Raw genomic sequence first — 12,661 nt, 5'->3', positions numbered from 1 at the left:
CCAGTGATGTCTGCCAAATTGGCAGGTCGTCACTGGTTTTTTAGATTGTAATGGCACGGTTATTTAAATGGGCACGAATTGCCACAAATTTTGAATTAGCGATTTTTTCAGTTTGATTGGTCCAGCAGTCATTGACGATTACCCCGGCATCATCGTACCCAATCATGGTCAGCGCATGCGTGTGAAAGCCATCAAATTCACCGACCCAGACAACTACAGGATGATCTTGGTCGATTTGGGCCTTTAAAGCTGGTAAATCAGCGCCCGTTAAATCAGTAGCGTGGCCAGCATATTTGCTGATTAAAGCCGTCAAAGCGGGCGGGTAAATGCTATTGCCGTTTTCCGTAAAGGGGTCGCCCACAAACCCCTTGTTACAGTCAGTACTGTCATAAGGCATTTCTTTTGCGAGCTGGACTTTATCCACTCGCGCGCCTGTGTATTGCAGGAGCATGGTCACCGCGGTGATCTCACAGCCGGTGGGTAACTCCGGACGTTGGGTAATCAGTGGCACATTTAATTTTATCATTTAACTGCAACCTTTCTTTTTTAAAAGCATACCAAATTCGTTCCACTAGATAAAGCAAATGCCTTGTAAAGGGCTTTTTAAAGGTTCAGAGAATGAATAACCTCTCATGAGATTAAATAAATATTAAATTAATATGTGTATTTACTCATAATTGTGATAAAATATCAGTAACGATGTTGATATTTAGATGAGTTGTCTAGGAGGAAAAAATATGAAGTTCAATCCAAAATGGGCAGTTACCGCTAGCCTAGCAGGCTTAGCGCTAGTACTCAGTGCTTGTGGATCTGGTAACAGTTCAAGTGATAAGCAGACGTTTACGATGCCGACTGACAGTGAACTCTCAACGGTCGACCTTTCGAAGTCTACTGCTTTAGGAACGTTTGACATGTTAAATAATACCAACGAGGGGCTTTACCGGCTGGGAAATCACAGTAAGCCTGAAACCGCTTTGGCCACCAAGCTGACCCAGACTAATAATGGCCGTCATTACGTCATCGATATTCGCCACAATACGAAGTGGAGCAACGGTGACACGGTGACCGCCAAAGACTTCGTTTATTCGTGGCAACGGACGGTGAATCCCAAGACTGCGTCACAGTATTCGTACCTGTTTAGCGGGATCAAGAACGCGGATGCGATTTCCAAAGGGAAGATGGCACCAAGCACCTTGGGGATCAAGGCAACTGGCAAGTATCAATTAACCGTTGATCTGGATCACCAGATTCCATACTTCAAGCTGTTACTGGGGTTCCCAGTCTTTTACCCGCAAAACCAAAAAGTCGTTGAGAAATACGGCAATGGTTATGGGACTAGAAGTGACCGCATGGTTTACAACGGCCCTTATAAGCTAACCCATTGGAACGGGACCGGTACTACTTGGACGCTTTCAAAGAATAATAGTTACTGGGATAAGAAAGCCGTTAAGATGAGCGCTATCAAGTACCAAGTTGTCAAAGATAACCAAACGGCGCTGAACCAGTACAACTCTAAAAGGTTGATTGGTGCACCATTGACTGGTAACCAAGCTAAGAATCTCCAAAGCAACAAAGATTTGATTTCACGGCCACAATCAAGCAGTTACTACCTGGCTTTGAATCAAAATATGAAGTTATTTAAGAATTTGAAGATTCGTGAAGCTATTTCGATGGCTATCGATCGTCAGCAAATCACCAAGAAGGTTCTTGGCGATGGTTCGATTGTCAATAATAGTTTTGTTTCTAAGGGACTCGCTACTAATCCTAAGACCGGTAAAGACTTTACTTCAGATACTACTGCACCTGCATCCATGAAATATGATCCTGCTCAGGCTAAAACTTTATGGCAACAAGGACTCAAAGAAGTCGGGATCACAGATCCTAAGTTCACCATCTTAGGCGCTGATAGTGATGCTGGTAAGAAGGTTACGGAATACTTGCAAAACTCATTGGAGAAGAATCTGCCAGGCTTAAAGGTTTCCGTTTCAAATATTCCGTTCCGTACCGTTTTGGCCCGTCAGGCTTCACGGAATTACCAAGTCACCTTTGCTAACTGGTTCGCGGACTTCTCAGACCCAATCACGTTCTTGAACATTTACACCAAGAACAACCCAAGTAACATTTCTGATTGGTCTAACAACACCTATGATCAATTGATCAAGGCTTCCTCAACAACGGATGCTAACAAGCCAGAGCAACGTTGGGACGATCTGGTCAAAGCTCAAAATATCCTGTTGAAGGATCAAGGAATCACACCACTGTATCAATCATCAGCGCCATGGCTCTTTAACCAAAACGTGAAGAACGTGGTCTACAACTCAGCTGGTGCTAACTACAACTACAAGACGACGTATATTAAGTAGAAAAAACTAAGTCAGCCACGTTCCATTTACTAGGCGATTTATGACCACTTGAAGCTAGGTGGGCATAAGTCGCCTAGTTTTTTAGTTAGATAGGAATAAAATACGACAGTTGCATCAGCAACTGTCGTATTATTTACAATATTTTTGAATGGAGCCATAAACGAGTCCATTTGAAAACTATTTATCTGATAAATAGAAAATGATTAAATTTATCCGTTCACGATTAGATGAATTTTAGCTTATTTTCCTGACCCTGCCAGCATCATAAAGATAAATGTCGCCATCATAGAGCAAAGCGTCCATAAACCGTAGTGATGTTTATGAGCTTTACTGCGATCTTTACGAGCGAAATCGAAGCCCCAAACGAAAACTAAAATCAATAAAATGAAATCAGACAAACCAGATAATATGTACCATAACGTTTGCATTTGTATTCTCCCCTAATTGCGGTTCCCATGGTTAAAATAATTTGACGTATTAATTCAACTCATATCATATCACAAATTAATCTTTTATACTAATAAATAACAACGGCTATTGACTTATCCGTATAAAATCCTATACTAGTCAATGTAAGCGACTACATAAAACGTTTACATAAGTACGTTCGGTAATTATTATATCATTTATATGAGGGGTGTTTTGTTTTGAAGAAAGTTTCGAACGGCTTCATTTATACTTTCGGTGCACTTGGTGGCCTGCTCTTTGGCTACGATATTGCATCGGTTTCAGGAGCAATTCTATTTATTCAAAAACAACTTAACTTAGGTCCTTGGCAACAAGGCTGGGTTGTTAGTTCTGTTTTGATTGGTGCTATTATTGGTGCTCTTGCAACAAGTAAGTTTTTGGATACGTACGGTCGTCGCCGTCTATTGATCTGGGCTTCAGTTATCTTCTTCATTGGTGCGATAACTTCTGGCTTTGCGCCTGACTTCTGGGTATTGTTATTTACCCGAGTTATTCTAGGTATTGGTGTTGGGATTACGTCAGCACTGATTCCAGCTTACCTGCATGAACTTGCACCTAAGCGGATGCACGGTGCCGTTGCGACCATGTTCCAATTGATGGTTATGATCGGGATTTTGCTTGCTTACATTTTGAACTACAGTTTCGCTCACATGTACACTGGCTGGCGTTGGATGTTAGGGTTTGCTGCTTTGCCAGCTGCCATCCTATTCTTCGGTTCTCTGTTCCTGCCAGAAAGTCCTCGTTTCTTGGCTAAAGTTGGTCGAGTTGACGATGCTCGTAACGTTTTAATGGGCACTAACAAGGGCGATGTCAAAGCCGTTGATAAGGCATTGAAAGAAATTCAAGAAAATGCCAAAATGCCAACAGGCGGTTGGAAAGAACTGTTTGGTAAGGGTGTTCGTCCAGCTTTGATCACTGGTTTAGGTGTGGCTCTTTTCCAACAAGTTATCGGTAGTAACAGTGTTATTTTCTACGCACCAACTATTTTCACTAAAGTTGGTTGGGGAGTCATTGCTGCCTTACTGGCACATATTGGTATTGGTACCATTAACGTATTAGTTACGGTTCTGGCTATGTTCATGATGGATAAGGTTGACCGTAAGAAGATGCTAGAATTTGGTGCTGCTGGTATGGGTCTATCTTTGCTGGTTATGTACACCATTTTGAAGTTTGATAATGGTTCTAAAGCCGCTGCGATCGTTAGTGCGATTGCGCTGACCGTTTACATTGCCTTCTATGCAACGACTTGGGCACCTGTTACCTGGGTATTTATTGGTGAAGTCTTCCCACTAAATATTCGTGGTTTAGGTACTTCACTCTGTGCTGCGATGAACTGGTTAGCCGATATGGTTGTTTCACTAACCTTCCCAATGATGTTGAGTGCATGGGGACTAGACAACGCCTTCTTATTCTACGCGGTCATTTGTGGAATCGCTATTATAGTCGTTCACAAAGAGTTTATTGAAACCCGTGGGAAATCATTGGAAGAGATTGAACTTGACCTTCACAAGGCTTCGGGTACACTTGATGCAAGTAAGGTTGCTGGTCGTTAAGCTTAATTGACAATGGTCTAACGATTGAATTTAAATTAAAGAAGGGATCAACTCGTCATGGGCTGATTCCTTTTTTGGGTCAAAGCAAAAAATTATCCAATAAATTTAGCTGCCTAAACCACTGTTACAATAGTATTTTTGATAGCTTATTGATTAGTCGTAAAAAAGAAAACGCTTGCGTCCGTATAAAAAATGACGCACAATGATGATAAATATTTTTAGCGAATAGCGTTTCAGTAGAAGTAAGGAGCTATGACATGACAAACAAACAGTGGAAATTAAACGCCCATTTTTACAAAGACTTTGAATTTTGGATCGCACTTGTTGTGATGGTTGCTGCTGGTTCAACAATTATTCACGAAACGGTGTCAAACCTCTATTTTTGGCTGGATATTGCCATGATCCTATTAGGTATTGTGACATTAGTGGATTCGATGATTTTACATCGTAAGCAGATCAAAAACTAAGAGAGTGTGAGACAACTCGGTAGATTCCAGAATACAAGACAGATAGCCCTCGTCCCGACAAAAATCATCAGGACGAGGGCTATCTGTCTTGTATGGCCGGAATCTGAGTTGTGGAGCCGATTTAGGCAATATGAAAGCGACGAATAAAAATAAACTGACCTTCATATTCAAGTTAAAAGACTAGCTTAAATCTTTGTCAATATGGACTTATGGCACATCCGCAGAGGCTTTTATTATTCAATCGTTAAATCGGCATTAAAACTTAAATTGATAACCAATTTCATACGATTTGGTTTCACCAGGGAGCAGGGTCGTATCGCCCAAGTTTTCAAATCGGGTTGCATCAGAAAGGTTCTGAGCTTCAAGGGCAATGCCCATATGAGGTGCACCGTGACCCAGCGTTAAGTTCATATCTGGTGTAAATGAGTTAGCTGTGAAGACAACTAAACCGTTTCGTTTCGAATGAAGGGTAACTGATCGATTAGACTGAGGATCAGTCAGAGTTGCAATGCGCTGATCGGCATCTGGGACAACTTCAAAAATATCATCAAAGCCCTTTTCGTTAGTGTTCTGCATGCCATCAATTGCTTCGCCTAATGCGGTTGGACTGGTGAAGTCAAATGGTGTTCCGTGATTGTCTAACAGGCGACCAGTTGGAATCTTCTCGGAGTCGACGTCCATATGACGGGGGCTATTCAGAGTAAGCACCTGGTGGCGAATATCTTTTTCGCCACTTAAATTAAAGTAAACGTGGTAGGTCGGATTAAAAATGGTTGGCGCTTCAGCTTCAGCTGAGAAGTTCACCACTAATTGATCGTCGTTACCAAGGGTGTACTTAGTTGAAACCGTCATTGCTGGGAAATCACCCTTTTCAGTGGCTGCAAAATGATGCGTCAAAGTTAAAGTGGCTTCCTTTGCCGTGCTAGAAAGTTCGCCATCCCAATTGACTGAATGAAAACCGTTTGGGCCACCATGAAGGGTGTTTTGCCCCTCATTAGGTGTGACCTTCGTTGTTTTGCCGTTGATGGTAAATTGGCCTTGCTTGATACGGCCACCGGCTGTCCCAATCATCATGTTGACGTAGAATGGATTGGCATAATAATCAGCAGTTGTGGGATATTCTAGTAAAATATTGTGCTTCTTGCCCCCCTTATCAGGTAGCAGCATTTCACGAATAATACCGCCTTGGCTTAAGACGGTCACAGTGACACCGTTATCATTGTTCAAGTGGAAGGCAGTCACTTCATGCCCGTTGTAATGATCGAACAGTTCTTGAGATGTTTCCAAAATAATCACTCCTCATTTTTAATTCGGTTAGCAATCGGGCACGCATGATTTAGAAAAGTTAAATTCATCTGTTCCCCAAAAAATTGGTAACCAGACAAATTATTTCGTTCAAGACCAATTATCGCCTCGATAACTTTGTGAAATATGGTAATATAATATTGATTACGTCTAAAAACATAAATTCTTTGCGTATAAATGTCAAGAAGTTATAATTTATTAGACGAATAAGACGTACACAAACTAATTGGAGCTAATAGGATGCAAGCAAAATACGAGAAAGTCGAAGAAGAATTAAAAAAGAAGATTTTATCCGGCGATTATAAAATCGGCCAAAAATTACCTACTGAAATGGAATTAATGAATCAGTTCGATGTCAGTCGTTATACGATCAGACGATCAGTTGGCGACTTGGAGAATCAGCACCTCATCTATCGGATTCAAGGCGGCGGCATGTACGTTAATGATTGGCAAAGTGCTAAAGCGAAGAATACTAACAATAATCGCATGATCGGCGTGATTGCGACTCATATCGCAGATTATATTTTTCCTAGCATCGTTAACGGTGCTGACCAGATCATTTCGGATAACGGCTATGCAATGCTGCTGGCCAATACGCATAATGATCCTAAACGGGAACGCAAATCAATCATCACAATGCTTGAAAGCAACGTGGCCGGGCTCATTATTGAGCCGACTCAAAGTACGGTGCTGTCACCTAACCTTGATCTTTACAGCAAGATTAAAGAACTCAACTTACCCGTAGTTTTTATTAACGCGGAGTATCAGCAATTGAACGGTATTTCTGTCACCACTAACGACGTTGATGCGATGAAGAGGATGACGGATTATCTGATTGATCAAGGGCATAAAAAGATCTTGGGTGTGTTTCAGATTGACGATTTGCAAGGTGTTAACCGAATGAATGGGTTTATTAAAGCCTACCAAGGAAACGCTGACAAGAAGTTGGAAAGTAACGTGATTATGTACCGCACCACAGATCCGCTGAAAAAAACACTCGGCCAAATTGAACGGGTGATTACCACTGATGATCGGCCAACGGCGATCGTCTGCTATAACGATCAGTTAGCCATTCAGGTGATCGATTTAATCAAATCGCTGGACTTAAAGGTTCCCGATGATATTTCAATCACTGGTTTTGATGACTATCGGTTAAGTCGCTATATTGAACCCGCCCTAACGACGATGGTGCATGAGAAAGAAAAAATGGGTCATGACGCGGCAGGGCTGTTGATTAGCATGATCGACAAGCAACCAGTCAAGTCGATTGTTTATGATCCGGAATTGATTATTAGAAAATCGGTGAAAATTTTAAAGTAGTTACAAGTAAAAACGATAGGGAACGCCTCACACAGCTTCATTGTTGTGTGAGGCGTTTTTTAATAAAATAGTTAAATTATACGTATAAATGAAATACCCGTTGATTCATGCTAATAAATAGTTTACAATGAATTTTGTAAGCGATTTAGTTTTTACGATTGAATGTAAAATATCTGGAGGATTTAAGTAATGAACAACCAAGTCAAAAATAAAATTGTGGCTGGTGAAACTGCGCTGGGAATCGAGTTAGGTTCTACGCGAATTAAGGCAGTTTTAGTAACCGACGATTTCCAGACGGTTGCGTCAGGTGACTTCAACTGGGAAAACGAATTGGTCAATAACATTTGGACATATCCGATTGAGAAAATCTGGAAGGGTATCCAAACCAGTTACCAATCAATGGCCCAAAGCGTTACTAGTCAGTATGGCGTTCAACTCACAAAAATCGGCAGCATTGGTATTTCTGCTATGATGCATGGCTACATGCCATTTGATAAAAAGGGCAACTTATTAGTTCCTTTTCGGACTTGGCGGAACAACATCACTGAACAAGCTGCTGATGATTTAACCAAATTGTTTGATTTTAATATTCCACAACGTTGGAGTATCGCACATTTATACCAAGCCATTTTAAATCAAGAAGATCACGTCAAAGATGTTGATTTTATTACGACATTAGCCGGTTATGTTCACTGGAAGTTATCCGGTGAAAAAGTGTTAGGTATTGGGGATGCATCAGGTGTTTTCCCAATTAATGATGCCGAAAAGACTTACGATCAGGACATGATTGATAAGTTTAACCAGCAACCATCAGTCCGTCAGTATATTTGGAGCTTAAAAGACGTGTTGCCAGCCATTAAATTGGCCGGTGAGAGTGCTGGCAGTCTTACGGCTGAGGGTGCTCAGTTACTTGATTCAAGCGGCAAACTTGAATCCGGTGCTGTGATGGCACCGCCAGAAGGGGACGCTGGTACTGGGATGGTTTCCACGAATGCTGTTCGTAAGCGGACTGGGAACATTTCAGCCGGCACCTCTGCCTTTTCAATGGTTGTCTTGGATCAGCAGGTTGATAAAGTTCACCGTGATATCGATATGGTGACAACACCAAGCGGTGATCCAGTAGCGATGGTCCACACCAACAACTGTTCCTCAGATATTAATGCCTGGGTTGAATTGTTCAATCAATTTGCTAAAGAAATTGGGATTGATTTGAAACCAGACGAATTGTACGGTGCGCTGTTTAACAGTTCGACTCGCGCTGAAGCGAACGCCGGTGGCCTGTTAAGTTACGCTTACCTGTCTGGTGAAAATATCACCAAGATGCCAGAAGGCCGGCCAATGGTTGTTAGAACACCAAACAGTCGGTTCAACTTACCAAACTTTATGAAGACGCATCTCTATTCAGCATTTGCGCCGCTCAAGATCGGTAACGATATTCTTTCTAAGGAAGAACATATTAAAGCTGACGTGTTTATTGCTCAAGGTGGTCTATTCAAAACACCTAAAGTCGGTCAGCAGGTTTTAGCTGATGCACTGGATACGCCAATTACCGTCATGAGCAATGCTGGTGAGGGTGGCCCTTGGGGCATGGCAATCTTAGCTTTGTTTGCTAAAGACAATGCGGATAACTTGAGTTTGGCTGACTTCTTGGATAAGAAGGTTTTCTCAAATCCTGAGAGTACCACCGTTGAACCAAACCCAGAAGGCGTTAAAGGCTGCAACGAATTTATTGAAGCCTATAAGAAAGGCCTTGTGGTTGAATCACAAGCCGTTAAATCAATTGAACTTTAATTAAGGAGTGAAGATATTAAAATGCTAGAAGATCTTAAGCAAGAGGTTTATGAAGCTAACATGCAGCTTCCTAAACTTGGGTTAGTTACTTTTACTTGGGGCAACGTCTCAGGGATTGATCGGGAAAAGGGTCTATTCGTGATTAAGCCATCCGGTGTTGATTACGATAAGCTCAAGCCTTCCGATTTGGTTGTTGTGAACTTAAAGGGTGAAGTTGTTGAAGGCGAGATGAACCCGTCCAGCGATACACCAACCCATACGTACCTGTACAATCACTTCCCAAAGATTGGCGGGATTGTTCATACGCATTCACCTTGGGCAGTTTCATTCGCTGCGGCTAAGATGGATATTCCAGCAATGAACACCACTCACGCCGATACATTCTTTGGTGATGTTCCGGCAGCTGATGCCCTCACCAAGGAAGAAATCGAAGAGGATTACGAAGGCAATACGGGTAAGACCATTGTCAAAACTTTTGACGAACGTGGTCTTGACTACGAAGCCGTCCCAGCTGCTCTTGTTAGCCAGCATGGGCCATTTGCTTGGGGTCCAACACCAGCTAAGGCGGTTTATAATTCCAAGGTATTGGAAGTTGTTGCTGAAGAGGACTTCCACACCATGGCATTAACCCATCAGAGTTCTGAATTACCTCAGTACCTGCTGGACAAGCATTATTACCGTAAGCATGGTGCTAACGCCTACTATGGTCAAAACAACGCGCATTCAAAGGATCATGCCGCTCGTTCATAAATTGATGCTATCAAATAAATTAAAAAAGGAGATTCATTTGTTATGTTAAGTACCCCAGATTACAAGTTTTGGTTTGTTACAGGTAGTCAATTCTTATATGGTGACGAACAATTAAAGTCCGTTGAAAAAGATGCCAAAGACATCGTTGATAAGTTAAATAAGTCAGGTAACTTACCTTACCCGATCGAATTTAAGCTGACTGCTACAACCGCTGACAACATTACTAAGTTAATGAAGGATGCCAACCATGATGACTCCGTTGCCGGTGTGATTACTTGGATGCACACCTTTAGTCCTGCTAAGATGTGGATTCGTGGGACTCAATTATTGCAGAAGCCGTTGCTGCACTTGGCTACTCAATACTTGAACCACATCCCATACGAAACCATTGACATGGACTACATGAACTTGAACCAAAGTGCTCATGGTGACCGCGAATACGGCTATATCAATGCCCGTCTTCGGATGAACAATAAGATTGTTTACGGCTGGTGGGGCGATGAAGAAACCCAAAAGGAAATCGCTGACTGGCAAGACGTTGCCGTTGCTTACAACGAAAGCTTTAAGCTGAAAGTTGTTCTCTTTGGTGACAAGATGCGTAACGTTGCCGTTACTGATGGTGATAAGATCGAAGCCCAAATTCAACTTGGCTGGACCGCTGACTACTATGCCGTTGGTGACTTAGTTGAAGAAATGAACAAGGTTTCCGATGCTGACATCAATAAGAAATATGATGAATTAGCTAAGACTTACACCATGAACCCTGGCGACAATGACAAAGCCTTCTTTGAAGACCACGTTAAGTACCAAATTCGTGAATACTTTGGTTTGAAGCGCTTCATGGATGCCCATGGATACACGGCCTTCTCAGATAACTTTGAAGACTTGTACGGCATGAAGGAATTACCTGGCTTGGCTACTCAATTATTGATGGCTGAAGGCTATGGCTTCGCCGGTGAAGGTGACTGGAAGACCGCTGCTCTTGACCGCTTAATGAAGATTATCAGCCACAACAAGCGGACTGCCTTCATGGAAGACTACACCCTTGATTTACGTAAGGGCCACGAAGCTATCCTTGGCTCACATATGCTTGAAGTTGACCCAACCTTAGCAACTGACAAGCCTAAGATTGAAGTTCACCCATTGGACATTGGTGACCGTGAAGATCCTGCTCGTTTAGTCTTTGCCGGTGGTGAAGGTGACGCGATCGATGTTACCTTAGCTGACTTCGGTGACGAATACCGGATGGTGATGTATGAAGTTGATGGTCACAAGGCTGCTGACATGCCTAAGTTGCCTGTTGCTAAGCAAATGTGGACACCTAAAGCTGGCCTTAAGAAAGGTGCCACTCAATGGATTCAAAACGGTGGTGGTCACCACACGGTCTTCTCATTCGGTGTGACTGCACAACAGATGGAAGACTTCGCCAAGATGGTTAGCCTTCACTTAGTTAACATCAAATAAGTATTAGTACGATAGCATAACAAAAGGTCTGGAAATTAATTTCCAGACCTTTTTTGTGGTTTCAGACGCGTTTTGATTAGCTATAGAATAGCTTCATTTCAATGTCTTGGTTGTAATTGCCAAATCCCTTGCCAAAGATGGTGCAGCCACCATTATTTTTGGCATTTCGTTTGATGCCATAGCGAACGGCGAAGGTTTGCTTATGGGTATCAATGTCCTCTAAAGAGACGTCCGTAAAGGGCTGACCGTCCAAATAACTGCCGTCATGGGTCAATCTCAGCGTTTTCATGATGCCGTACTGATTAACGTTGTCAGGCACCCATTCAGGCGTATATTTGCCACGGGTATCGGAAAAATCACCCGGAGAGGTCCAAGTACCAATCTCAGTTCCGTTGATATAAAACGTAATGTCTGAAGGCCAGACGTTATTAGAAAATGGAAATTCAGATCCTAACTCCATTGATAAGTCTAACATCTCAAGTTTGTCATCTTTAGTCAGGTAGTCAGGAAATTGATATTCGACAAAACCGTTGCACCACCAGACCATTCCGGCTGACATCCGATCTGGATCCATGAAGTAAGCGGGATTATCGACCTTGCCAATGTAGTCAGTTTTACCGGCTAAACCGCAAGAAGGCTGCACGGAGAAATTGGTGAAGTGGCCAACGGGAACTTGGGTATCGTAGGATTCAAACTCCGGATAAATGGTTTTGGGAAAATGGATGTTAATTTTGTCCACCGTTAACCGGGAGACTTTGTTATGACCGATTCGTTCAAACTTGATGATACCGGCGTCAGCAAGTTTGTTAAGGTGCTGCAAAACGATGGTACCGCTTAGATTGAGTGCTGACGATAATTCTCTCACACTCATTTTACGGACGGACAATTCTTGAATAATTTTAAGCCGAACAGGGCTTGCTAAAGCTTTATAAACGGGTAATGAACTTTTGGAAATATCAGATTCCATGAGGCCGCCTCCAATGTTAATTTATTTGTTAAAACTAGAAATTTATTTATCTTAAAAGGGTAAAACAATGCTCAATATAATACTAACAATGTTTTGGTTGTTTTTAAACAGGAATTGAAAATTATTTTTTAAATCCTAAATTAAATTTGTCGGACTTATTATTGAGGTCTTTAATAAGCGGTAGTCATCAGTTTACCCCCATAATTGCTGTAT

The 12,661-nt window shown here is 42.1% G+C and carries 11 protein-coding genes; 7 read left to right on the top strand and 4 right to left on the bottom strand.

All coding sequences use genetic code 11. The features are described from left to right. Positions 1-40: 40 nt before the first annotated feature. Complete coding sequence (locus tag IWT5_RS05050; RefSeq protein WP_089108871.1) at positions 41-526, bottom strand: C39 family peptidase; 486 nt, start codon at positions 524-526, stop codon at positions 41-43. A gap of 211 nt (positions 527-737) precedes the next feature. On the opposite strand from IWT5_RS05050, the gene IWT5_RS05045 reads away from it, so the two are divergent. Next, entirely contained in the window at positions 738-2,363 is a 1,626-nt protein-coding gene (locus tag IWT5_RS05045) for a peptide ABC transporter substrate-binding protein (RefSeq protein WP_089108870.1), read from the top strand. A gap of 239 nt (positions 2,364-2,602) precedes the next feature. Here the strand turns inward: IWT5_RS05045 and IWT5_RS05040 are convergent, their stop codons facing one another. Then, the gene (locus IWT5_RS05040) at positions 2,603-2,791 is read right to left on the bottom strand and encodes a hypothetical protein (protein WP_089108869.1); all 189 of its coding nucleotides are present in this window, start codon (positions 2,789-2,791) and stop codon (positions 2,603-2,605) included. Between the two features lie 219 nt (positions 2,792-3,010). Between IWT5_RS05040 and IWT5_RS05035 the strand changes: the two genes are divergently transcribed. Together IWT5_RS05035 and IWT5_RS05030 are read left to right on the top strand one after the other, a co-directional pair. Further along, entirely contained in the window at positions 3,011-4,384 is a 1,374-nt protein-coding gene (locus IWT5_RS05035; RefSeq protein WP_089108868.1) for a sugar porter family MFS transporter, read from the top strand. Between the two features lie 257 nt (positions 4,385-4,641). After that, positions 4,642-4,851, top strand: a complete 210-nt coding sequence (locus tag IWT5_RS05030) for a hypothetical protein (RefSeq protein WP_089108867.1) — start codon at positions 4,642-4,644, stop codon at positions 4,849-4,851. 255 nt (positions 4,852-5,106) lie between these two features. Here the strand turns inward: IWT5_RS05030 and IWT5_RS05025 are convergent, their stop codons facing one another. Continuing rightward, positions 5,107-6,147, bottom strand: a complete 1,041-nt coding sequence (locus IWT5_RS05025) for an aldose epimerase family protein (protein WP_439959080.1) — start codon at positions 6,145-6,147, stop codon at positions 5,107-5,109. 249 nt (positions 6,148-6,396) lie between these two features. Between IWT5_RS05025 and IWT5_RS05020 the strand changes: the two genes are divergently transcribed. The 4 genes from IWT5_RS05020 to araA all read left to right on the top strand — a co-directional run bounded on the left by IWT5_RS05020 (position 6,397) and on the right by araA (position 11,481). Continuing rightward, positions 6,397-7,476, top strand: a complete 1,080-nt coding sequence (locus IWT5_RS05020) for a GntR family transcriptional regulator (protein ID WP_089108865.1) — start codon at positions 6,397-6,399, stop codon at positions 7,474-7,476. A gap of 189 nt (positions 7,477-7,665) precedes the next feature. Then, positions 7,666-9,267, top strand: coding sequence for a xylulokinase (locus IWT5_RS05015; protein WP_089108864.1), 1,602 nt, complete (start codon positions 7,666-7,668; stop codon positions 9,265-9,267). 21 nt (positions 9,268-9,288) lie between these two features. After that, complete coding sequence (locus IWT5_RS05010) at positions 9,289-10,017, top strand: L-ribulose-5-phosphate 4-epimerase (RefSeq protein WP_089108863.1); 729 nt, start codon at positions 9,289-9,291, stop codon at positions 10,015-10,017. Positions 10,018-10,059: 42 nt separating this feature from the next. Continuing rightward, positions 10,060-11,481 carry an L-arabinose isomerase gene (araA, locus tag IWT5_RS05005; RefSeq protein ID WP_089108862.1) on the top strand — a complete coding sequence of 474 codons (1,422 nt, stop codon included), beginning with the start codon at positions 10,060-10,062 and terminating at the stop codon, positions 11,479-11,481. Between the two features lie 76 nt (positions 11,482-11,557). Here araA and IWT5_RS05000 read toward each other — a convergent pair whose 3' ends face one another. Continuing rightward, positions 11,558-12,448 carry an ArsR/SmtB family transcription factor gene (locus IWT5_RS05000; RefSeq protein ID WP_089108861.1) on the bottom strand — a complete coding sequence of 297 codons (891 nt, stop codon included), beginning with the start codon at positions 12,446-12,448 and terminating at the stop codon, positions 11,558-11,560. Positions 12,449-12,661: the final 213 nt, after the last annotated feature.

Source organism: Secundilactobacillus mixtipabuli (assembly GCF_002217925.1).
Taxonomy (GTDB): domain Bacteria; phylum Bacillota; class Bacilli; order Lactobacillales; family Lactobacillaceae; genus Secundilactobacillus; species Secundilactobacillus mixtipabuli.
This window is presented reverse-complemented; position numbering and strand designations above follow the sequence as displayed.